Annotated in this window: 18 protein-coding genes, 2 tRNA genes and 2 pseudogenes; 4 read left to right on the top strand and 18 right to left on the bottom strand. The window is 62.0% G+C overall.

The window, feature by feature from the left end:
- Positions 1-9 precede the first annotated feature (9 nt).
- The 6 genes from rplI to rnr all read right to left on the bottom strand — a co-directional run bounded on the left by rplI (position 10) and on the right by rnr (position 5,620).
- Positions 10-456: a 50S ribosomal protein L9 gene (rplI, locus tag C4Q27_RS14555; RefSeq protein ID WP_003249568.1), complete on the bottom strand. Its 447-nt coding sequence runs from the start codon at positions 454-456 to the stop codon at positions 10-12.
- A 20-nt stretch (positions 457-476) separates the two neighbouring features.
- Positions 477-1,340 carry a hypothetical protein gene (locus C4Q27_RS14550; protein ID WP_012053856.1) on the bottom strand — a complete coding sequence of 288 codons (864 nt, stop codon included), beginning with the start codon at positions 1,338-1,340 and terminating at the stop codon, positions 477-479.
- 33 nt (positions 1,341-1,373) lie between these two features.
- Positions 1,374-1,604: a 30S ribosomal protein S18 gene (gene rpsR / locus C4Q27_RS14545; RefSeq protein WP_003249563.1), complete on the bottom strand. Its 231-nt coding sequence runs from the start codon at positions 1,602-1,604 to the stop codon at positions 1,374-1,376.
- 28 nt (positions 1,605-1,632) lie between these two features.
- On the bottom strand, positions 1,633-2,058 hold the full coding sequence (gene rpsF, locus C4Q27_RS14540) for a 30S ribosomal protein S6 (protein ID WP_003249557.1): 426 nt from the start codon (positions 2,056-2,058) through the stop codon (positions 1,633-1,635).
- A gap of 245 nt (positions 2,059-2,303) precedes the next feature.
- Positions 2,304-3,050, bottom strand: coding sequence for a 23S rRNA (guanosine(2251)-2'-O)-methyltransferase RlmB (gene rlmB, locus C4Q27_RS14535; RefSeq protein WP_003249554.1), 747 nt, complete (start codon positions 3,048-3,050; stop codon positions 2,304-2,306).
- On the bottom strand, positions 3,047-5,620 hold the full coding sequence (rnr, locus tag C4Q27_RS14530) for a ribonuclease R (RefSeq protein WP_064492370.1): 2,574 nt from the start codon (positions 5,618-5,620) through the stop codon (positions 3,047-3,049). Before rnr ends, rlmB begins: the two co-directional genes overlap by 4 nt.
- Positions 5,621-5,892: 272 nt before the next feature.
- On the opposite strand from rnr, the gene C4Q27_RS14525 reads away from it, so the two are divergent.
- The 4 genes from C4Q27_RS14525 to C4Q27_RS14510 all read left to right on the top strand — a co-directional run bounded on the left by C4Q27_RS14525 (position 5,893) and on the right by C4Q27_RS14510 (position 8,973).
- Positions 5,893-5,979 (top strand) — tRNA-Leu (locus C4Q27_RS14525).
- 88 nt (positions 5,980-6,067) lie between these two features.
- Positions 6,068-6,154 (top strand) — tRNA-Leu (locus tag C4Q27_RS14520).
- A 240-nt stretch (positions 6,155-6,394) separates the two neighbouring features.
- Entirely contained in the window at positions 6,395-7,408 is a 1,014-nt protein-coding gene (locus tag C4Q27_RS14515) for an extracellular solute-binding protein (protein WP_003249550.1), read from the top strand.
- Complete coding sequence (locus tag C4Q27_RS14510) at positions 7,408-8,973, top strand: iron ABC transporter permease (protein ID WP_104886986.1); 1,566 nt, start codon at positions 7,408-7,410, stop codon at positions 8,971-8,973. Before C4Q27_RS14515 ends, C4Q27_RS14510 begins: the two co-directional genes overlap by 1 nt.
- An 84-nt stretch (positions 8,974-9,057) precedes the next feature.
- Here C4Q27_RS14510 and C4Q27_RS14505 read toward each other — a convergent pair whose 3' ends face one another.
- The 12 genes and pseudogenes from C4Q27_RS14505 to C4Q27_RS14455 form a co-directional block, all read right to left on the bottom strand.
- Positions 9,058-9,525, bottom strand: coding sequence for a DUF2867 domain-containing protein (locus C4Q27_RS14505; protein ID WP_064492371.1), 468 nt, complete (start codon positions 9,523-9,525; stop codon positions 9,058-9,060).
- A 159-nt stretch (positions 9,526-9,684) separates the two neighbouring features.
- Positions 9,685-10,230, bottom strand: a pseudogene (locus C4Q27_RS30030) (methyl-accepting chemotaxis protein); the annotation flags it as partial.
- A 360-nt stretch (positions 10,231-10,590) separates the two neighbouring features.
- Positions 10,591-10,803: pseudogene (locus C4Q27_RS30025) on the bottom strand (methyl-accepting chemotaxis protein); the annotation flags it as partial.
- Positions 10,804-11,950: 1,147 nt separating this feature from the next.
- Positions 11,951-13,243, bottom strand: coding sequence for an adenylosuccinate synthase (locus C4Q27_RS14495; protein ID WP_003249542.1), 1,293 nt, complete (start codon positions 13,241-13,243; stop codon positions 11,951-11,953).
- 56 nt (positions 13,244-13,299) lie between these two features.
- Positions 13,300-14,487 carry an ATP phosphoribosyltransferase regulatory subunit gene (locus C4Q27_RS14490; RefSeq protein WP_010955481.1) on the bottom strand — a complete coding sequence of 396 codons (1,188 nt, stop codon included), beginning with the start codon at positions 14,485-14,487 and terminating at the stop codon, positions 13,300-13,302.
- A gap of 301 nt (positions 14,488-14,788) precedes the next feature.
- Positions 14,789-15,658: a protease modulator HflC gene (gene hflC / locus C4Q27_RS14485; protein ID WP_003249538.1), complete on the bottom strand. Its 870-nt coding sequence runs from the start codon at positions 15,656-15,658 to the stop codon at positions 14,789-14,791.
- Positions 15,658-16,839 carry an FtsH protease activity modulator HflK gene (gene hflK, locus C4Q27_RS14480; protein WP_014592593.1) on the bottom strand — a complete coding sequence of 394 codons (1,182 nt, stop codon included), beginning with the start codon at positions 16,837-16,839 and terminating at the stop codon, positions 15,658-15,660. Before hflK ends, hflC begins: the two co-directional genes overlap by 1 nt.
- A gap of 96 nt (positions 16,840-16,935) precedes the next feature.
- Positions 16,936-18,237 (bottom strand): ribosome rescue GTPase HflX, encoded by a 1,302-nt coding sequence (gene hflX, locus C4Q27_RS14475; RefSeq protein ID WP_012274456.1) that lies wholly within the window; start codon positions 18,235-18,237, stop codon positions 16,936-16,938.
- A 12-nt stretch (positions 18,238-18,249) separates the two neighbouring features.
- Positions 18,250-18,510 (bottom strand): RNA chaperone Hfq, encoded by a 261-nt coding sequence (hfq, locus tag C4Q27_RS14470; protein ID WP_003249532.1) that lies wholly within the window; start codon positions 18,508-18,510, stop codon positions 18,250-18,252.
- 94 nt (positions 18,511-18,604) lie between these two features.
- The gene (gene miaA / locus C4Q27_RS14465) at positions 18,605-19,576 is read right to left on the bottom strand and encodes a tRNA (adenosine(37)-N6)-dimethylallyltransferase MiaA (RefSeq protein WP_010955483.1); all 972 of its coding nucleotides are present in this window, start codon (positions 19,574-19,576) and stop codon (positions 18,605-18,607) included.
- Position 19,577: 1 nt separating this feature from the next.
- A complete protein-coding gene (gene mutL / locus C4Q27_RS14460; protein WP_104886985.1) occupies positions 19,578-21,476 on the bottom strand; it encodes a DNA mismatch repair endonuclease MutL in 1,899 nt (632 codons plus the stop codon).
- Entirely contained in the window at positions 21,476-22,906 is a 1,431-nt protein-coding gene (locus C4Q27_RS14455) for an N-acetylmuramoyl-L-alanine amidase (RefSeq protein WP_010955485.1), read from the bottom strand. Before C4Q27_RS14455 ends, mutL begins: the two co-directional genes overlap by 1 nt.
- Positions 22,907-22,913: the final 7 nt, after the last annotated feature.

Below are 22,913 nucleotides of genomic sequence, written 5' to 3'. Positions count from 1 at the left end.
TAGCGCAGCTTAGGCAGCTACGACGACCACGCGTACGGTGGCTTCAACGTCGCTGTGCAGGTGCACGGCTACGTCGTATTCGCCAACCTGACGGATGGTGCCGTTCGGCAGACGAACTTCAGCCTTGGCCACTTCAACGCCGGAGGCGGTCAGGGCGTCAGCGATGTCGTGGGTGCCGATCGAACCGAACAGCTTGCCTTCGTCGCCAGCGGTGGCAGTGATGGTCACTTCCAGCTCGGCCAGTTGGGCAGCGCGGCTTTCAGCCGAAGCTTTCTTGTCAGCGGCTGCTTTTTCCAGCTCGGCACGACGCTCTTCGAACGCAGCCAGGTTGGCGGCGTTGGCAACGGTGGCCTTGCCGAATGGCAGCAGGAAGTTACGGCCGTAACCAGCCTTAACTTTTACTTTGTCGCCCAGGTTTCCCAGGTTAGCGACTTTTTCCAGCAGGATCAGTTCCATTTGGTAAAACCTCTTAACTTTTAACCTTCACCGTTCGCGGAGTCTTTCCCCGGAGGGGACTTGCGACCGCGAAAATCAATCAGGCTGTCGACAATGGCCAAAACCATCAGCAACGGATAAATCAGCTGCATGATCAGCGGTAGCGTCACGTACATCCCCACCAGCCAGAAACCGGCCAGTCGGCCCTGTGCCACCAGCCCGTGCATCAAGGCGATGCCGGCCAGCACCAGTACCAGGCTGGAAGCCGATGCCAGGATGATGAACTGCGGGCCGATAAACGGCGCCACCACCATCACTGCCACCAAGACCGCCATGGTCTGTTTCGGCAACTTCAGTTCGCGAAACTCGCGACCGAAGCCTCCAGGGTTGTACAACGCTGCCTGCCAATAGCGCGCCAGCATCAACGCCAGCACACTGAACAATTGCACCGTCACTGCTGTGGAAGCGACCAGCACAGGGCGGATCAGCTCACCGGAGAGCACCGGTTGCCCTTCGATTTGCGGCATGGCTTCGGCAAACGCCTTGGCCAGCACATCGAAGGTTTGCGCCAGCGCCAGATCAAGCACGAGGCTGAAAGCCACGGCGAACACGGCACTGGCGAGCAACACCCGGCTCCAGGGATGCTCAGCACGCAACATGGCGGCCAGGGCTAAGGCACCCGCAATCACCAGAAAGGTGATGGGATCGCCCATGACCCACACGGCCAGCCCGGCCAGCAAGCCGCCGGCGATGACCGATGTAGCATCCTTGAACCCACGCCGCAGCAGCACAAGGCTGCCGGCAGCGGCACTCAACCAGAACAGCAGCGGCAGTACCGCGCTGATGACCACCACCAGGGTGGCCTGCACACGACCGCGCATGATGAAACTTGCTAACGCTCGCATGCTAATCCCTTACTGCTTGTCGACGACCCGGTCTCAGCGGCCGTGGCTGTCGGTGTAGGGCAGCAGGGCCAGGAAGCGGGCGCGCTTGATAGCGGTAGCCAGCTGACGCTGATAACGAGCTTTGGTACCGGTGATACGGCTTGGAACGATCTTGCCGGTTTCGGATACGTAAGCTTTCAGGGTGTTGAGATCTTTGAAGTCGATCTCTTTCACGTCTTCAGCAGTGAAGCGGCAGAATTTACGACGACGGAAGAAACGTGCCATTTAATAGGCTCCTCTAAAGGTCCGTGGATTACTCGTCAGCGTTATCGCTGGAGTCGCTGTCATTGCTGTCGTCGCCTTCGGCGGAGTCAGCATGCTCAGGACGCTCGCGACGCTCACGGCGCTCGCTGCGGTTCTCTTCAGCCTTCAGCATCTCGGACTGGCCGGTAACGGCTTCGTCGCGACGGATGACCAGGTTACGGATAACGGCATCGTTGTAGCGGAAGTTGTCTTCCAGCTCGGCCAGGGCCTTGCCGGTGCATTCAACGTTCAGCATCACGTAGTGAGCCTTGTGAACATTGTTGATTGCGTAGGCCAGTTGACGACGGCCCCAGTCTTCCAGGCGGTGGATTTTGCCACCATCTTCTTCGATCAGCTTGGTGTAACGCTCAACCATGCCGCCGACTTGTTCGCTCTGGTCCGGGTGAACCAGGAAGATGATTTCGTAATGACGCATGAATGCTCCTTACGGGTTAGTAGTCTGCCAGTGAATCTGGTCAGACAAGGAGTGAATGACACTGTATGTCTTGCACGGAGGGGAGGCACATGAGCGCCTGCCAGCTCGGCAAGGGGCGCAATTGTAGAGAAGCCGGGGCGCACAAGCAAGTTGATTGGTGAATATTTGAACAGCCTGAAACATATTCACAGGCTGCGGGCCTCTTCGTGGGTGAACCCGCGAAGAGGCCGGAACAGGCCTGAGAATCAGCGCTTGGCCTGACGCTGACGGACGGCTTCGAACAGGCAAACCCCGGTCGCCACCGACACGTTAAGGCTGCTGACGCTACCTGCCATCGGCAACTTCACCAGGAAGTCGCAATGCTCACGGGTGAGCCGACGCATGCCCTTGCCTTCCGCCCCCATGATCATCACCAGTGGCCCGGTCAGGTCTTGCTGGTAGATCTCCTGCTCGGCCTCGCCAGCGGTACCCACTACCCACAGGCCACGCTGCTGCAACTTCTCAAGCGTACGCGCCAGGTTGGTCACAGCCACCAGCGGAATGACTTCTGCTGCACCACAAGCCACCTTTCGCACAACCGGCGTCAACGTTGCGGACTTGTCCTTGGGCACGATCACTGCCGTGGCACCGGCCGCATCCGCGGTACGCAGACAAGCGCCGAGGTTGTGCGGGTCGGTCACGCCGTCCAGCACCAGGATCAGTGGCGGCGTTTCTGTGCGCTCAAGCAGCTCTTCGAGCATCAGCTCGCCCCACACCTGGCTCGGACTGACCTCGGCTACAACGCCTTGGTGCACGCCTTCGACCCAGGCATCCATCTCACGGCGCTCGGCCTGGCCGACCGGCACGCGGTTTTCCGCGGCCAGCGCCAGCAAGGTTTCGAGGCGTGGCTCGCTGCGCCCTTCCGACAGCCAGATCTGCTTGACCCGCTTTGGATGGTGCTGCAGCAATGCCTGCACGGCGTGTACGCCGTAGATCTTTTCCAGCTGACTCATGAATTGCTCTTGTTTTTGCGTGGTGCGCCGGACTTCGGCGGGCCTTTACGGTGCTTGGTCGGTTTGCCGGACGGCTTGCCACCTTTCTCCGATTTGCTGCCAGCACTGCTGCGCGCGTCGGTCATCAGCGCTTTTTTCATCTCGCGGCTTTTACGCACTTCAGCGTTTCGCTGCACAGCATCCTTGGGGAAGTACGCTTCGGACGCTTCGCTCTTGCGGCTGCGCGGCTTGGGCGTGGCTTTCGCTTCGGTTGCCGGCTGCTGCTCGGCTTTTTCGGCAACTGGCGCGGCGCCACGCTGCTTGCGGCCGATCGGTGCGGCGAGGGTCTTTTCCGACACTTCGAAGTCGATCTTGCGCTCATCCAGATCAACACGCATGACCTTGACTTCGATGGTGTCGCCCAAGCGGAAGCTGCGACCGGTGCGCTCGCCAGCCAGGCGATGGTGTACCGGGTCGAAGTGGTAGTAGTCACCTGGCAACGCACTGACGTGCACCAGGCCCTCTACATAGATATCGGTCAGCTCGACGAACAGGCCGAAACCGGTCACCGCCGTGATCACACCCGGGAAGGTCTCGCCCACGCGGTCTTTCATGAACTCGCACTTGAGCCAGTTGACCACGTCACGGGTGGCTTCGTCGGCCCGGCGCTCGGTCATCGAGCACTGCTCGCCGAGTTGCTCCAGGGTGTTTTCGTCGTACGGGTAGATACGCGCCTTGGGAATGCTCATGGCGCCGGCACGCTTGACGTGCGGAGTATCGACCTTGGAGCGGATGATGCTGCGGATGGCGCGATGCACCAGCAGGTCCGGGTAACGACGGATCGGCGAGGTGAAGTGGGTGTACGCCTCGTAGTTCAGGCCGAAGTGGCCGTTGTTCTCGGTGCTGTACACGGCCTGGCTCAGCGAGCGCAGCATCACCGTCTGGATCAGGTGGAAGTCCGGGCGACCGGCGATGCTCGCCAGCAGGGCCTGGTAGTCCTTCGGCGACGGGTCCTTGCCCTTGTGCAGGCTCAGGCCCAGCTCGCCGAGGAAGGCGCGCAGTTTTTCCAGGCGCTCCGGCGGCGGGCCGTCGTGCACGCGGTACAGGGCCGGTACGCCGTGCTTCTGCAGGAACTCGGCGGTGGCCACGTTGGCCGCCAGCATGCATTCCTCGATCAGCTTGTGGGCGTCGTTGCGCACGGTCGGGCGGATTTCGGCGATCTTGCGCTCCTCGCCGAAGATGATGCGGGTTTCCTGGGTCTCGAAGTCGATGGCACCCCGGGTGTGGCGCGCCTCCACCAGCACCTTGTACAGGTTGTACAGGTTCTTCAGGTCCGGCACGACCTCCCTGTACTCTTCGCGCAGCGCCTTGCCCTCACGGGTACGCGAGTGCTCGAGCATGCTGCTGACCTTGTTGTAGGTCAGGCGGGCATGGGAGTGGATCACGCCTTCGTAGAACTGATAGTCGACCATCTGGCCGGCTTTGTTCATGGTCATTTCACAGACCATGGCCAACCGGTCGACATGCGGGTTCAGCGAGCACAGGCCGTTGGACAGCTCTTCGGGGAGCATCGGCACCACGCGCTCGGGGAAGTACACCGAGTTACCGCGCTGCTGGGCTTCGACATCCAGGGCAGAGCCCAGACGCACGTAGCTGGAGACGTCAGCGATGGCCACGTACAGACGCCAGCCACCGGAGAACAGACGCAGCTTGCCCAACGGTTCGCAATAAACGGCATCGTCGAAGTCGCGGGCGTCTTCACCGTCGATGGTGACGAACGGCAGATGGCGCAGGTCGACACGCTTCTCTTTGTCCTTCTCCTCGACTTCGGAGCGGAACTTGCGTGCTTCCTTGACCACATCATTGGGCCAGACGTGCGGAATGTCGTAGCTGCGCAGGGCAACGTCGATTTCCATGCCCGGCGCCATGTAGTTGCCGATGACTTCGACCACATCGCCTTGCGGCTGGAAGCGCGGCGTTGGCCAGTGGGTGATCTTGATCTCGACGAACTGGCCGATCTTGGCACCGCCGTTGCGCCCGGCGGTCACCAGCACTTCCTGCTGGATCTTCGGGTTGTCCGGGGTCACGTAGCCGATGCCGCCTTCTTCGAAGTAGCGGCCGACCACGCTTTCGTGGGCACGGGAGATGACTTCGACCAGCACGCCTTCACGGCGGCCACGGCGGTCGACACCGGAGACGCGGGCCAAGCCGCGGTCGCCGTCGAACACCAGTCGCATCTGCGACGGGCTGAGGAACAGGTCTTCGCTGCCGTCATCGGGAATAAGGAAGCCGAAGCCGTCGCGGTGGCCGGAGACGCGACCACAGATCAGGTCCAGCTTGTCTACCGGGGCATAAGTGCCGCGCCGGGTATAGATAAGCTGGCCATCGCGCTCCATGGCACGCAGGCGGCGGCGCAGGGCTTCGATCTGGTCTTCTTCATACAGACCGAACTCTTTTGCCAGCTCCTCGCGGGCAGCAGGTTCGCCTCGGTCGGCGAGACGCTGCAGGATCAGCTCACGGCTGGGAATGGGGTTGTCGTATTTTTCCGCTTCGCGAGCGGCCTCGGGATCGAGGGATTGCCAATCGGCCATCAGAAGGGGTTCACCTTGGGGTATATAGATAGGAATTCTGGCATAGGCGTATTGAAACCGGAAATGTCTGCCTTGGACAGCCCCCGCTGCAGTGCATAAACAGCAGAAATAGGCTTGTGGAATCAACAAGTTGAATTTTTTGAATTTTTTTTCGATTGGGGGCTTTACAGCCTTGGGGAGCGTCCGTATAGTGCGCACCACAACGACGGACAACCCCGAAGTTGTAGTAGAGATGAACGACGCTGTAAAGCATCAAGTAACCTCGAATGTGTGCCCAGGTGGCGGAATTGGTAGACGCGCTGGTTTCAGGTATCAGTGACCGCAAGGTCGTGGAAGTTCGAGTCTTCTCCTGGGCACCAAATATTTTCAAGTAACAGATGACCAAGGATCTGTTACTACTGTGTGAAAGCGAACGATAGTCGCCTTCTGCAGATGATGTAAAGCTTTGCCCAGGTGGCGGAATTGGTAGACGCGCTGGTTTCAGGTATCAGTGACCGCAAGGTCGTGGAAGTTCGAGTCTTCTCCTGGGCACCATACAAAAACCCACTAGCTTGCTAGTGGGTTTTTTCTTGCCTGCGTTTTTTGTGCCCCTCCCCCAATACGCGCACTTCGTAGGAGCGGGTTCACCCGCGAAGAGGCCCGTAAAGTCAACACACGCCCAGCCCCCCCTTGCACCATGGTCTGACCATGAATTTCTCGTCACCCGGCCACTTGAGAAACAATTTCGTTTACCATTGTTTCCAAATATGTAGCCGTAAGCGAGGAAGTACCCGCATGACGATCCGCCCGCAACCGCTGATGCGTACCCTGGCCGCCGCAGTGCTGAGCCTGGTCATCGGCGCTCCGGCCGCCATGGCAGACGCACCGGTCACGCTGACCATGTACAACGGTCAGCACAAGGAAATTGGTGAAGCCATTGCCAAGGCCTATGAGGCCAAGACCGGCATTCACATCGACATCCGCAAAGGCAGCAGCAACCAGCTGGCCAGCCAGATCATCGAGGAAGGTGATCGTTCGCCGGCCGACATCATCTATACCGAAGAGTCCCCGCCCCTGAACAACCTGGGCGAGCTGGGCCTGCTGGCCAAGATTGACGACGCCACGCTGAACATGATGCCCAAGGAGTACGTTGGCGCGAACGGCACCTGGATGGGTATCACCGCCCGTACGCGCATCGTGGTGTACAACCCGAAGAAAGTCGACGAGAAAGATTTGCCGACCACGGTGATGGACTTCGCCAACCCTGAGTGGGAAGGCCGCGTCGGCTACGTCCCTACCAGCGGTGCGTTCCAGGAGCAGGCCGTGGCCATCCTGAAGATGCACGGGCGTGAAGCCACCGAAGAATGGTTGACCGGCCTGAAAGCCTTCGGCAAGACCTACACCAACAACATGGTTGCCCTCAAAGCCGTGGAAAAAGGTGAAGTGGCTGCAGTACTGGTCAACAACTACTACTGGTACGCGCTTGAACGCGAACGCGGCAAGCTGGACACCAAGCTCTACTACCTGGCCGACGGCGATGCTGGCAACCTGGTCACTATCTCCGGCGCAGGCGTGGTCAAGGCCAGCAAACACCCGAAAGAAGCCCAGGCCCTGCTCAACTGGATGGCCAGCGAAGAAGGCCAGCGCGTGATCACCCAGACCACCGCCGAGTACCCACTGCACAAGGGCATGGTTTCTGACCGCGGCCTGAAACCGTTCGACGAGCTGCGCCCGCCGAAGATCTCGCCAGCTGACCTGGGCAATGCCGAGGAAGCCATCGAACTTGAGCGTGAGGTCGGCCTGCTCTGATGACTGCCGCCCTGTCCGAACCGGTGCCGGTACGCTTCGTACCGCGCCGCAAGCGCCCTTCCATCTGGGTAGTGCTGCCTGTGCTGTTCCTAGTGGCAATGAGCTTGCTGCCACTGGCTTATGTCGCCATCAAAGCCTGGGAAGCCGGCTGGCGCGAAGCCTTGCACCTGCTGTGGCGGCCCTTTGTCTGGGGGCTGATGCGCAACACCCTGCTGCTGATGGTCGGGGTGACGCTGACCTGCATGGTGGTCGGCCTGGCACTGGCCTGGCTGCTGGAGCGCAGCAACCTGGCCGGCCGCCGGTTGTGGGGCGTGGTGCTATGCCTGCCATTCGCCGTGCCGTCGTTCGTCAGCAGCTTCACCTGGGTGTCGCTGAGTTCGGACTTTGAAGGCCTGGGTGGCGCGATCATGGTCATGGCCCTGTCCAAGTACCCGCTGGTGTTCCTGCCCGTTGCTGCGACCCTGCGCAACCTCGACACCTCGCTGGAGGAGTCGGCACGCACTCTGGGTTGCAGCCGCTGGGGCGTGTTCAGCAAAGTCACCCTGCCACTGCTGTGGCCGTCGATGCTCGGCGGTGCGCTACTGATTGCCCTGCATATGCTGGTGGAGTTTGGCGCGCTGTCGATACTCGGCCTGCAAACCTTTACCACGGCGATCTACCAGCAGTTCGAACTGGAGTTCAGCAACGCCAACGCGGCCATGCTGTCTGCCGTGCTGCTGGCGATGTGCCTGGCAATGCTGTGGCTGGAACTGCGGGTGCGCGGCAAAGCCCGCCATGTACGCATCGGCCAGGGCGTAGCGCGGCGTGCGCAACCGGTGCGGCTGCACGGCTGGGCGGTGCTGGCGCAACTGTTCTGCGTGGGCCTGGCGGTGCTGGGCAGCGGCATTCCGCTGGCGATGCTCGGTTACTGGCTGAGCGTGGGTTCGTCGGCGGCATTCCCGGTGGCGGCCATCTCGAAGGCGTTGTTCACCTCGCTGTCGGTGTCGCTGGGCGGTGCCGGCCTCTGTGTGCTGCTGGCTCTGCCTATCAGCTTCCTGGTGGTGCGCTACAAAGGCCGCCTGGCGATTTGGGCTGAGCGTCTGCCCTACCTCCTGCACGCCCTGCCCGGCCTGGTGATTGCCCTGACCCTGGTTTTCTTCGCCCTGCACTACGTGCCGGCGCTGTACCAGACCACGGCACTGTTGTTGCTGGCCTATGCACTGCTGTTCCTGCCGCTGGCCCAGTCGCCGGTGCGCACCGCACTGAACAAGGCCTCACCAACGCTGGAAGAAGCTGCGCGCACCCTTGGCGCCAGTAGCTTTGCCGCATTCTGCCGGGTGACCTTGCCGATCATCTTCCCGGCCATGGCAGCGGCCTTTGCACTGGTGTTCCTGGATGCCATGAAAGAGCTGACGGCTACCCTGCTGCTCAGCCCGACCGGCATGACAACCCTGGCCACCGAAGTGTGGGCGCACACAGCCAATGTCGAGTTCGCGGCGGCGGCGCCGTATGCGGCATTGCTGATCGTGGTGTCGGGGTTGCCGGTATATCTGCTCACTACGCGGATGTATCTGAACAAGGCATGAACTTCTTCGCGGGCTTGCCCTCAGGTACAGCACCGGTCTCAGGGCCTGCGCTGTACCTGTGGGGGCTTGCCGGTGATCAGGCCATCAGATGTTACGCAGCATGCGCCGCACAATTGGCCCATGGGCCTTGCCGACCGGCAACATGTAAAGCCGACCGAAGGTGTTGAAGCACTGCACCGAGGTGGTCACGCTCAAGCGCTGACACCCGTCCCACTGCTCATCTAGATCTACGCTCACCATCACAGCCAGGTGCGTGTCACGCGAGGTCAGGACCAGTTGCTGGTCGCTGATCGCCTCGACAGTGAAGAAGTCCAGGCGCTCACCGACGGCTGGCACATGCGTTGGATCGCCGCGAGTGAAGCCGTGGATATCGGCGACATTGAAACGGCGTGAGATGAAGTCGCGAATGCGGAAGGCCCGGGCCAGCCAGTAGGGGACGTCCGAGGTCATAGCGCAGTAGGCTTGCAGGGCGGTCATCGGGTCAGTGAGCTTTACGCTGTCACTGTGCAGGAAATTCAGGTCGGCCTGGGCGGCGATTAGTTGGGCGGACATTAGCAACTCCTTTTGCCATGTGTCGCCGACAGCATAGCAACACCGTGGTGGATGGCACGGGCTTCGCCCGTGTTCGCGGGCAAGCCCGCTCCCACAGGGATCGCGCCAGCTTTTAGAAATTGAGCAAGACAATTGCTCTCACAAGAGACCGCGCAGGATTCAGGCCCGGAACTGGCCCAGGCTGGCGCGCAGCTGAGCCGCCAGATCATCCAGCACCTTGCTGCTGGCCGTAGTCTGCATCACCACCTCAGCCGAACGCTCAGCCTGAGCATGGATAGTCTCCACCCGCCCACGCACCGCCTGCGCGCCATTCGCCTGCTGCTCGGCCGCACGGGTAGCCAAGCCAATGGCCGCATGCACCTGCTCCACCGCCGCCTGCACTGACTGCTGCCGACGCTCGTTGTCACGCAGCACCAGCAAGCCTTCGCTAGCCTTGAGCCCAGCCTGGCTGATGGTGGCCACAGCTTCCTTGGCGCCCTTCTGCAATGCTGCGATGTGCGCCTGGATATCGCCCGTAGAGCTTTGCGTCTTGCTCGCCAGCGCGCGCACCTCGTCGGCCACCACGGCAAAGCCGCGCCCGGTTTCGCCAGCACGGGCCGCCTCGATGGCGGCGTTCAAGGCCAACAGGTTGGTCTGCTCGGCGATACCGTGGATCACCGTCAGCACCACTTCGATCTGCTCGCTCTGCTTGGCCAGGCGCTCGATCACCTGGGAGCCGGCATCCACCTGCCCAGCCAGGTTCTCGATCAAACCGGCAAGCTGGGTCGAGGTGCGGCTGTTTTCATCGGTCGCCTGGCGGATATCCACCACTTGCTGCAACGCCGCCTGCATCGCATGACTTTCGGCTTGTGCTTCATCGGCCATGCTCGACAGGTCGCGCAGGCTGGCGGCCACTTCATCGCGCTGCAATGCGGCGGCAGCATCTGCGCCAGCGTTGCGCTGGGCCATCGCGCCAATCTCCACACCCGTGCGCTGCGCCACCTCGCCGGCTTCGCGCACAATCGGCTGCAACTTGTCGACAAAGCGGTTCACTGCCGAGGCCATGTCGCCGATTTCATCTCGGCTGTCGAGCGGCACGCGCTTGGTCAAGTCACCTTCGCCGGCCGCCAGGTCATCGAGAGCGGCAATCAACAGGCGCAGCTTGCTCAGTACCCGGCGGCCTAGCACCAAAGCCACCACTACCAGCACCCCGAGGCCGACCAGCACCAGGCCCAGACCGATACGCCAGCGCAGCTCTGCAGCGGCATCGCGCACGGTTTGCGCGGTATTGGCCTGCATGGCGGCAGCACTGCCCTGCGCCTTCTCAAGGCGCTCACGCAGGGTCTTGCCGCTATCGGCAGCAGCTCCGACCAGGCTGTCGCCAACCAACTGCTCTCCGCTAGCGATCAGCGCTGCGAAGCGCTGGTCCAACGCCTTTAGCTCATGGTCGATGCCGGCAGTGGAAACCCCCATCACCACCTTACCGATTTCCGTGCCATTGGGGCTGATCGAGGCTTCGACGAAGTACACCGCCGGGTCACGCCGGGCAGCATCAATCACCTTGTCCAGCGCACGCTCGCCCTGGCCCTTTTCCATCAAAGCCTGGTTGATCGGGTTTTGCCGGTTGAGGTAGCGAGTCAGGTGCTGACCTTGAGCGTCGTCGTACACCACGAACAGCACGTTCGGGTTGCGCTGAGCGCGTCGTGCGAAATCCGAGAGCACCGGCACGTCGTTGTCCCAGATCGCCCGCGGCGCAACCGAAGCCAGCAGCTCGGCCATGTCGTTGGCGGAATCCTTGAGGTTCTTTTCCAGGGTGCTGCGCAGTTGCTGCTGCTCGCTTTGCAGGCGCTCCGACAACCCTGCGCTCAGGCGCTGACGGGTACTGCTGGACAGGCCGTCGAGCCCAGAGCGCACATCTTGCCCGGCTTGCTCCAGATCGCTTGCGAGTTGGCGGCTGTCATTACCCAGCCGTTCGCCAAGGTCGGCCTCCAGAGCGGTGACCGTGCTTCGGGTGAGCGCAACGGCAACCAGCACCTGCACCAAAAGAGCGATACCAAGGGCAACAAACACAGGCCGCAATAGGCGGCTTCGTAACAGTGAGAGGATGGCAGACACGGTGTAACCCTCGTGTTTTCTGGCGCCACTATTTTGATGGCATCTACAGAAACTTCTTACAGCAAGGGTTGTGCCGTAGGCAGCAGGGAAATGCGCCAAGGTCTAGCAAAGGGGTTTCGTGTGCAGGCCCATTCGCGGGTAAACCCGCTCCTACAACGGCCTGCGCCCAACCACCGTTGTGTGCCCCGTGTAGGAGCGGGTTTACCCGCGAATACAGTAGCGGCAGCAACGGTGGATTGCCGGTGGATAATGGCCAGCACAGACATGCCCACAAATGAAAACGCCGCGGCCCTTCTCAGGGCCGCGGCGTCAGATCAGCCTGGAGGGCAGATCAGGCGAACGGGTGACGCAGCACGATGGTCTCGTTGCGGTCCGGGCCGGTCGAAATGATGTCGATCGGCGCGCCAACCAACTCTTCGATGCGCTTGATGTAGTCACGCGCAGCTTGCGGCAGCTCTTCCAGGGTTTTCACACCCAGAGTCGACTCGCTCCAGCCTGGCATCTCTTCGTACACCGGCTCAAGGCCAATGTAGCTGTCGGCATCGGAAGGCGCGTCAATGACGGCACCGTTCTCGTTCTTGTAGCCAACGCAGATGTTGATGGTTTCCAGGCCGTCCAGTACGTCCAGCTTGGTCAGGCAGATGCCCGAGATGCTGTTGACGTCGATAGCGCGACGCAGGATCACGGCATCGAACCAGCCGCAACGACGGGCACGGCCGGTGGTGGAGCCGAACTCGTGGCCACGCTTGGCCAAGGTAGCACCTGTCTCGTCGAACAGTTCGGTCGGGAACGGACCGGAACCTACGCGAGTGGTGTAGGCCTTGGTGATGCCGAGGATGTAGTCGAGGTACATCGGGCCGACGCCGGAACCAGTGGAAATACCACCGGCAGTGGTGTTGGAGCTGGTGACGTACGGGTAGGTGCCGTGGTCGATGTCCAGCAGCGAGCCCTGGGCGCCTTCGAACATGATGTCCTTGCCGGCGCGACGCAGGTTGTGCAGCTCGGCGGTGACGTCGAGCATCATCGGCTTGAGCTGTTCGGCGTAAGCCATGCACTCGTCCAGCGTCTGCTGGAAGTCGATGGCTGGCTCTTTGTAGTAGTTCACCAGCTGGAAGTTGTGGTAATCCAGCAGCTCACCCAGCTTGGCAGCGAAACGCTCGCGGTGGAACAGATCACCCACGCGCAGGCCGCGACGTGCCACCTTGTCTTCGTAAGCTGGGCCGATACCACGGCCGGTGGTGCCGATCTTGGCTTCGCCACGGGCTTTTTCGCGGGCCTGATCCAGGGCCACATGGTACGACAGGATCAGCGGCGCAGCCGGGGAAATGCGCAGGCGCTCGCGCACCGGTACGCCTTTCTCTTCCAGCTTGGTGATTTCACGCATCAGCGCATCCGGGGCAACGACCACGCCGTTACCGATCAGGCACTGTACGCCTTCACGCAGGATGCCGGACGGAATCAGGTGCAGAACGGTCTTTTCACCGTTGATCACCAGGGTGTGACCCGCATTGTGGCCACCCTGGTAGCGCACTACGGCGGCAGCATGTTCGGTCAGCAGATCGACGATCTTGCCTTTGCCCTCATCACCCCACTGGGTGCCCAGGACGACGACATTCTTACCCATTACATTGGTCCTCATTCACGCAAACTTGGTTGCCGGCCTGTTGCCGACGCAGAAACTCACTGGGCCAGCGGCAGAACCTGCCAGCGCCCGTCTTGCTGAATCAATTGCCGATCACAATCCGCCTCGAGAGCAGCACTCAACGGCTGGCCAGGCAGAGCCTGAACCACACGCTGGCCCTCGTTGCGCAACTGGCAGACTTGCTGCCAGAGGGCCGCATCGCCACTGTCCGGCATCCAGATGCCGCCAGTTGGCAATACGACCTCCGCTCGCCCCAGTGTGACCAGGGTCTTCAAATCCGTGGAGAAACCAGTGGCCGGGCGCGCCCGGCCAAAGTCGGCGCCGATATCGTCGTAGCGCCCGCCCTGAGCGATCGATTGGCCTTCGCCTGGCACGAACACGGCGAACACCACGCCCGTGTGGTAGTGGTAACCACGCAGCTCGCCGAGGTCGAAATACAGCGGCAGGTCCGGGTAGCGCGACGCCAGGCGATCAGCGATCGCCAGCAGGTCGTCCAGCGCCGCCAGCACGCTGGCCGGGGCGCGACCGAGGCGCACGCGGGCTTCAGCCAGTACTTCACGACCACCACACAGCTCGACCAGGGCGCGCAGCATGCTGCCCAAGTCTTTCGGCAGGTCGGCGGTCAGCGCCTGCACTTCATCGACAGCCTTGCGTTGCATGGCGTCGAACAGCTGCTGTTCGACCGCGCCGGACAGGCCGGCGGCACGGGCCAGGCCGCGGTAAATACCGACGTGGCCCAGGTCCATGTGCACATCCGGCACATCGGCCAGTTGCAGCGTGGCGAGCATCAGGCTGATGACTTCGACGTCGCTGGTAGGGCTGGCATCGCCGTACAGTTCGGCACCCAGCTGGATCGGGCTGCGCGAGGTGGACAGGGCACGCGGCTGGGCGTGCAGCACGCTGCCGGCATAGCACAGGCGGCTCGGGCCCTCACGGCGCAGTGTGTGCGCATCGATACGCGCTACCTGCGGGGTGAAGTCGGCGCGGAAGCCCATCAGGCGGCCGGACTGCGGGTCCACTACCTTGAAGGTGCGCTGATCCAGGTCCTGGCCGGCGCCGGTAAGCAGCGACTCCAGGTACTCGATATGCGGGGTGACGACCAGTTCGTAGCCCCAACTCTGGAACAGGTCCAACACCTGGCGGCGCGCGATCTCGATGCGCGCAGCCTCAGGTGGCAGTACTTCCTCGATGCCATCTGGCAGCAGCCAGCGGTCTACCGTTGCCATTACGCCATTTCCCCTCTGGTCCGGGCGGCTTGCCAGCAGGCAAACCGTCAGAAAAGCCGGTATCGCGCACAGCAGCGGGCAGCACTGATCCCAGCGCAGCCACCGTACCCGACACCCTCAAATTGCCTTGCGAGCTGACCAAACTGTCAACCGGCGCTGTGCCAATCAACCTTGCAGACGCAAAAAAGCCGGGAAATTTCCCGGCTGCCTCATCATACACCCCTTTTCATTCAGGATGCACCCCGCCTGGTGCATTAGCTGCCAGGCGGGGTGCCGCTGCATGAAAATCAGGGCCTGAGCATCACGGTCTGCTCTTGTCCAGGTAACGGAAGAATTCGTTCTTCGGGTCCAGGACCATCACGTCGCTCTTGCTCGAGAAACTCTCGCGGTATGCCTGCAGGCTACGGTGGAACGCATAGAAATCAGCGTCCTGGCTGTAAGCCTTGGCATAGATAGCGGCCGCTTGGGCATCACCATCACCACGGGTCTCTTCTGCTTCGCGATAAGCCTCGGCCAGCAGCACACGGCGCTGACGGTCGGCATCGGCACGGATACCTTCAGCCAGCTCGTTACCCTTGGCACGGTGCTCGCGGGCTTCACGCTCACGCTCGGTGCTCATGCGGTCGAACACGCTGCGGTTGACTTCCTTCGGCAGGTCGATGGCCTTGACGCGCACGTCGACCACCTCGATGCCCAGTTCCTTGCTCGCCATGCGGTTCAGCGATGCAGTGATGTCAGCCATCAGTGCATCACGCTCACCGGAAACCACTTCGTGCAGGGTACGCTTACCGAACTGGTCGCGCAGGCCACTTTCCAGACGACGCGACAGACGCTCGTCGGCGATCTGCTTCATGCCGGACGTGGCGGTGTAGAAGCGTTCAGCGTCCTTGACGCGCCACTTGGCGTAGGCGTCGACCATCACCGCTTTCTTTTCCAGGGTCAGGAACCGCTGGGTAGGAGCGTCGAGTGTCATCAGCCTAGCGTCGAACCTGCGCACCTGGTTCACGTACGGAATCTTCACGTGCAGGCCTGGCTGAACATCCGCCTGGACCACCTTACCGAAACGCAGCAGTACCGCCCGCTCGGTCTGGGACACGATGTAGAAGCTGTTCCAGGCCACAATGGCCAGGACCACGGCGGCGATCAGGGCGATCAGCGATCTATTGCTCATCAGCGGCTCTCCCTAGTACGCAGCGGCTGCTGTTGCTGTTGCATGTCCTGCGCGGCACGAGCGGCCGCATCGTTAGCCGATGGCGACGCGCTGGTGGTTGGCATGGACGGCTTGCGGCTGCCTTCGACCATCTTGTCCAGTGGCAGGTAGAGCAGGTTGCTCTGCCCGTCCTTGGTTGCCACCATGACCTTGCTCGAGTTGCTGTAGACCTCTTGCATGGTCTCCAGATACAGACGCTCACGGGTTACGTCAGGTGCCTTGCGGTACTCGGCAAGCAGCTTGGTGAAGCGGTCTGCCTCACCCTTGGCCCGGGCGATGACTTCGTCGCGGTAACCATTGGCGTCCTCGATGATGCGCTGGGCCTGACCACGGGCTTCCGGCACCACGCCATTGGCATAGGACTCGGCCTGGTTGCGGGCACGCTGCTCGTCTTCGCGGGCGCGGATCACGTCGTCGAAGGCTTCCTGCACTTCACGCGGGGCTGCCGCGCTCTGTACGTTGACCTGGGTAACGGTGATACCGGTACGGTAGGTGTCGAGGAAGCGCTGCAGGCGTTCGCGGATATCCACGGCCATCTGCTCACGACCCTCGGTCAACACCTGGTCCATCGAAGTGGAACCCACCACGTGACGCAGAGCACTCTCGGTCGCGTGCTGCAAGCTCACCTCAGGCTGGTCGACGTTGAGCACGAAGTCCTGCAGGTTGCTGATCTTGTACTGGACGGTCAGAGGCACCTCGACGATGTTCTCGTCTTCGGTCAGCATCTGGCCCTGCTTGGTGTAGGCACGCTCACGCGTGACGTTTTCCATGTACTTGCGATCAAGCGGCGGGAAGTAGATGTTCAGGCCGGGACCGACCGTCTCATAGTACTTGCCGAGGCGCAGCACAACCGCCTGCTCCTGCTCGTCGACCACATACACGGCGCTGTACAGCCAGATTGCAGCCAGCACCGCCAGGCCGATGCCCAGCAGGCCCAGGCCACCGCCCTTGCCGACATTGCGATCACCGCCGCCACGTTTCTTGCTGCCGCCGAACATGCCATTCAGGCTGTCCTGCAGTTTGCGGAAGGCCTCGTCCAGATCCGGTGGACCTTTCTTGTCACCACCGCCGCCACCGCCACCACGGCGGCCGCCCCAGGGATCCTGATTGTTCGAGTTGCCACCCGGCTCGTTCCAAGCCATAGCGCTCTCCATCTGATAAAGCAAAGACGCGCCCACGGCGCGCCGTCCAATGCTACAGAATGCCTGTCACTGCTGCCCGGCGACCTCGACGAGCATTTATTGCAAAGTGTGTTGCTCGACAAACACTTGCGGCTCCATGCCTTCGCGGCTGACCAGGCGATTCAGTTCGACCATGGGCAGTCGCACGCTCAGCAGGCTGCGCCCTTCTTCATCATGCTCTTCACTCTGCACGGCACCCAAGGCAAAGAATTGCGCGCGCAAGCGGGCAAAACGCTGCTCCAGGCACAGGGTACCGACAAACAGATCATCCCCCAGCAACTCGGCAACCGCCTGGCCAACCAGCTCCAGGCCACGCCCATCGCGTGCCGATACCCAGACCCGTTCCGGCTTGCCATCGGCATTGCGCTGGATCTGTGGCTCGACATCTTCGAGCAAGTCGAGTTTGTTGTACACCTCCAGGATCGGCAACCCCTCGGCACCGATCTCGCCCAACACCGCCAGCACCTGCTCGATCTGCTCCATGCGCTCTGGCTCATGGGCGTCGATCACATGCAGCAACAGGTCGGAGTTGCTCGACTCTTCGAGCGTAGCCCGAAATGCCTCGACCAGCTTGTGCGGCAGGTGGCGAATGAAGCCTACGGTGTCGGCCAGCACGATCGGCCCCAGGTCGTTGAGCTCGAGCCGGCGCAGGGTCGGGTCGAGGGTGGCGAACAGCTGGTCCGCGGCATACACCTCGGATTCGGTCAGGGCGTTGAACAGCGTGGACTTGCCGGCGTTGGTATAACCCACCAGCGACACCGAGGGGATATCCGCGCGCTTGCGCCCGCGACGCGCCTGCTCACGCTGGCTGCGCACTTTCTCCAGGCGTGACTTGATCTGGCGTATACGCACCCGCAACAGGCGGCGGTCGGTTTCCAGCTGGGTTTCACCCGGGCCGCGCAGGCCGATACCACCTTTTTGTCGCTCAAGGTGAGTCCAGCCGCGCACCAGCCGCGTGCTCATGTGCTCCAGCTGGGCCAGTTCGACCTGCAGCTTGCCTTCATGGGTACGCGCCCGTTGGGCGAAGATATCGAGGATCAGCCCGGTACGGTCGAGCACACGACACTCGAACACACGTTCAAGGTTGCGCTCCTGACTAGGCGTGAGGGTGTGATTGAAAATCACCAGGTCTACCTGTTCGGCATGGACCAGGTCGTGCAGCTCTTCGACCTTGCCACTGCCAATCAGGTATTTGGCGGAAGGCTGATGCCTTGTCACCGTGACCAGCGAGACGATGTCGGCACCGGCCGACAATGCCAACTCCTGAAACTCCTGCGGGTCTTCGCGCGCCTCAGGGTTCTGACCTTCCAAGTGAACGAGCAACGCCCGCTCACCACCACCGTGGCGCTCAAAGAACAATGCAGGCTCCTATCAGGCGTTGCCTGGCTCGCTGTCGCCGTGCTCGCTGTCGGTCGGGCTTGGCAGGCGGACCGGACGGGCCGGAACTACGGTCGAGATGGCGTGCTTGTAGACCATCTGGCTGACGGTGTTCTTCAGCAACACCACGAACTGGTCGAACGATTCGATCGAGCCCTGCAGTTTGATACCGTTGACCAGGTAAATGGATACCGGGACCTTTTCTTTTCTCAAGGTGTTCAAGTAAGGGTCTTGTAGCGAATGCCCTTTTGACATATGCCGCACTCCTGTAAGGATAAATAATAGAAAATCAATAAAATCGATAAATTAGGCCGCCCCTTCGCAAGAATAGACGGCAATCAGCAGGGACTCAGCTCAATATGGAGATGGCCCCAAGGTATTTCAAGGTGCGGGACAGATTGTCGCAGGCCAGGCTGTCAAGCCAGTGCACTTCAGGCCAGCCACGCAACCAGGTGAACTGCCGCTTGGCCAGCTGCCGGGTAGCGATGATACCGCGTTCACGCATCTCATTCTCAGTCAGCTTGCCATCCAGGTAATCCCAGACTTGCCGATACCCCACTGCCCGTATAGACGGCAGCCCGGCGTGCAAGTCACTTCTGGCTCGCAGCGATCGGACCTCGTCAACGAAGCCCTGTTCCAGCATCTGCGAAAATCGTAACGCAATTCGCTGATGCAAAATGTGACGATCTGTAGGAGCGATCGCCAAACTGGCGACAGTATAGGGCAAATGTCCGCCGGCGCCTGCGTCTGCGCCGCGACTTTCCGCGAATTGACGCCGACGATGAGCTGTCATGCTCTCGCCGCTCACCCGGTACACCTCCAATGCCCGGATCAGCCGCTGCGGGTCATTGGGGTGGATACGTGCCGCGGACTCCGGGTCGACTTCGGCCAACTGGCGGTGCAGCTCGGCCAGGCCCAGGGCTTCAGCCTGCGCTTCCAGCTCGGCGCGCACCGTCGCATCGGCGGCCGGCATGTCGGCCAGGCCATCGATCAACGCCTTGTAATAGAGCATGGTGCCGCCGACCAGCAGCGGGATCTTGCCGCGCGCGGTGATCTCGGCCATGGCCTCCAGCGCGTCGGCACGGAACTGCGCGGCGGAATAGCTCTGGGCCGGGTCGAGAATGTCGATCAGCCGGTGCGGGTGGGCAGCGAGGACTTCTTTCGACGGCTTGGCCGAACCGATATCCATGCCCCGGTAGACAAGTGCCGAATCGACGCTGATCAGTTCACACGGCAGCACTGTGGTCAGTTCGATGGCAAGGTCGGTCTTGCCGGCCGCCGTCGGACCCATCAGGAATATTGCAGGGGGCTTGCCGCTCATTTCATCGACCGCGCAGGAAAAGTTTGTCCAGATCGTCCAGACCCATCTGGGTCCAGGTAGGACGACCATGGTTGCACTGGCCGCTGCGCTCGGTGTTTTCCATGTCGCGCAGCAGGGCGTTCATCTCGGGAATTGCCAGGCGCCGGTTGGCGCGCACGGCACCGTGGCAGGCCATGGTACCGAGCAGTTCGTTGAGGTGCGCCTGAATGCGATCACTGGTGCCGTACTCCATAAGGTCGGCAAGCACGTCCTGCACCAGGCGGTTGGCTTCAGCCTGCTTGAGCAAGGCCGGGATCTGGCGAATCGCCAAGGTCTCAGGGCCCAGGCGCTGCAATTCGAAGCCCAGACGCTGAAACCACTGTGCATGCTCTTCGGCACAGTCGGCTTCACGCTGGCTAAGGGCCACGGTTTCCGGCACCAGCAGCGGCTGGCCACTCAGGCCCTCGCTGGCCATGGCCACCTTGAGGCGCTCGTACATTATCCGCTCGTGGGCGGCGTGCATGTCCACCAGCACCAGGCCAACCGCGTTCTCGGCCAGGATGTAGATACCCTTGAGCTGCGCCAGGGCATAGCCTAGCGGGGGAATGTCGCCCTGGCTTTCGGGCAGTGCCGTCGCAGGCGCTGCACCGGTTTCCAGCGGTTTATAGAACTCGCGATACACCGCCTGTGCCTCTGCGGCCGGCAGCGGCTGCGAGGGACGTGGGGTGTACTGATACTGGTAACCGGCGCCACTGCCACCATTGGAAAACGACTGTTGCGGGGCTCGAGGCTGTTCAAGCACCGGCGAGGCCAGGCGCATTTCACCCTGGGGCCCGAACTCACCGGCCTGCTGGCCGGTGGGGCGAACCAGCTCAGGTACGGCAGCAGGTGCGGCCAGCTGGTCTTCCGGACGTACATCGGCCAAGGCACGGTGCAAGGTGCCATACAGGAAGTCATGCACCGAGCGCCCTTCACGGAACCGTACTTCATGCTTGGTAGGGTGCACGTTCACATCGACGCCGTTGGGCTCCAGCTCCAGGAACAGCACGAACGTGGGGTGGCGGCCGTTGAACAGCACGTCCCGGTAGGCCTGACGCACGGCATGGGCGACCAGTTTGTCGCGCACTGCCCGGCCATTGACGAAGAAGTACTGCAGGTCTGCCTGGCTGCGCGAGAACGTCGGCAGGCCGACCCAGCCCCAAAGGCGCAGGCCGTTGCGCTCGACGTCGATCGGCAGTGCCTGCTCCATGAAGCCCGGCCCGCAGATGGCACCCACCCGCCGTGCACGGGCGATTTCGTCGTGGGCCTCGTGCAGGCTGAGGATGCTCTTGCCATTGTGGCGCAGGTGGAAGCCAACATCGAAACGGGCCAGCGCCAGCCGCCGGATCACTTCCTGCAAGTGATCGAATTCGGTTTTCTCGGCTTTGAGGAACTTGCGCCTGGCCGGGGTATTGAAGAACAAATCGCGCACTTCCACCGAGGTACCGACCGGGTGCGCCGCCGGCTGCACCCGCGGCGTCATGTCGCGGCCTTCGGTTTCTACTTGCCAGGCCTCACTGGCACTGGCGGTACGCGAGGTCAGGGTCAGGCGCGCCACCGAACTGATCGAGGCCAAGGCCTCGCCACGGAAGCCCAGGCTCAATACCCCTTCTAGGTCTTCCAGCTCGCGGATCTTGCTGGTGGCGTGTCGGGCCAGGGCCAGCGGCAGGTCGTCGGCAGAAATGCCGCTGCCATCATCCCGCACCTTCAGCAGTTTGACGCCGCCCTGCTCGACTTCGATATCGATGCGCCGGGCACCGGAGTCCAGGCTGTTTTCCAGCAGTTCCTTGGCCACAGACGCCGGCCGCTCGACAACCTCGCCGGCGGCAATCTGGTTGGCCAGCCGCGGGCTGAGCAGCTGAATTCGCGAACCGCCACTCATCATTGCGCGGCCAAGGTTGTGGCGGGTACATCGAGGCGCTGGCCAACCTTCAGCTCATCGGTCTTCAGGCTGTTGATGCTGCGCAGACTGGCCACACTGACCTGGTAACGCACGGCGAGCATCGCCAGGGTTTCGCCAGGGCGTACGGTGTGTTCACGCGGGCCGGCGGCGATCTTGCCGGTGTCACGCAGCCAGGCGATATAGGTGCCAGGTGGCGGGTTCTGCTGGAAGTACTGGTGCACCCCGGTGCGGATCGAACGGGCCAGCGCCTGCTGGTGGCTCGACGAGGCCAGCTTGGCTGCTTCGTTGTTGTTCGAGATGAACCCGGTTTCAACGAGGATCGACGGAATATCCGGCGACTTCAGCACCATGAACCCGGCCTGCTCCACGCGCTGCTTGTGCAACGAAGTCACCCGCCCCATGTTGCCCAACACCTTTTGCCCCACGTTGAGGCTGGAGCTGAGCGTAGCGGTCATCGACAGATCAAGCAGCACGCCAGCGAGCATGCGGTCCTTGTCGTCGAGGCTGACATTACCCGCACCACCGATCAGGTCAGAACGGTTTTCCGTGTCGGCCAGCCAGCGCGCCGTCTCGGAGGTGGCGCCACGATCGGACAGGGCGAACACCGAGGCGCCAAAGGCTGCGCGCGACGGGGCCGCGTCGGCGTGAATCGAAATGAACAGGTCGGCGCCTTTCTTGCGGGCGATTTCCGTACGCTTGCGCAGCGGGATGAAGTAATCGCCGGTGCGGGTCAGCTCTGCACGGAAACCTTTTTCGCTGTTGATCTGACGCTGCAGTTCCTTGGCGATCTGCAACACGATGTCTTTTTCGTGCTGGCCACGCGAGCCGGAAGCGCCAGGGTCTTCGCCGCCGTGCCCGGCATCGATGGCAACCACGATGTCACGCTTGCCACTGGGTACCGGTGGTAGCTTGATCGCCGGCTGAGCCGGGGTCACTGGTACCGCCGGCGTGGTCGCAGGCGTTTGTACCGGGGCCGGAGCAGGTGGCGGCGCGCTGGCCGCGATGGCGTCAGCTTCCTGGTCATACAGGTCGACCACCAAGCGGTTGCCGTACTGTGCATTGGGCGCCAGGGTGAAGCTTTTCGGGGTAACCGACTTTTTCAGGTCGACCACAACCCGAAGGTCGGTTGGCGTACGCTGAGCCGAACGTACACTGCTTATCGGCGTGTTGGAGGTGGCCACATTCAGTGGCGCGGCCAGTGTTGCGCCATTGATGTCGATGACCAGGCGATCGGGTGCGCTCAGGGTGAAGACACTATGCTGCACGGGGCCAGACAGGTCGAAGACCAGCCGCGTGTTGTCCGGTGCGCGCCACAGGCGCATGCTCTTGACTTGAGTGACGGCCAGAGCCTCAACGGTCACCGTTGTCAGCAGCAGCCCAACGATGGCGACCAGTGCGCGTATGCGCATACCTACC

This window comes from Pseudomonas sp. SWI36 (assembly GCF_002948105.1).
GTDB classification, from domain to species: Bacteria; Pseudomonadota; Gammaproteobacteria; order Pseudomonadales; family Pseudomonadaceae; genus Aquipseudomonas; species Aquipseudomonas alloputida.
Note: the sequence above shows the minus strand (reverse complement) of the source record. Positions and strands in the feature narration are given on the sequence as shown.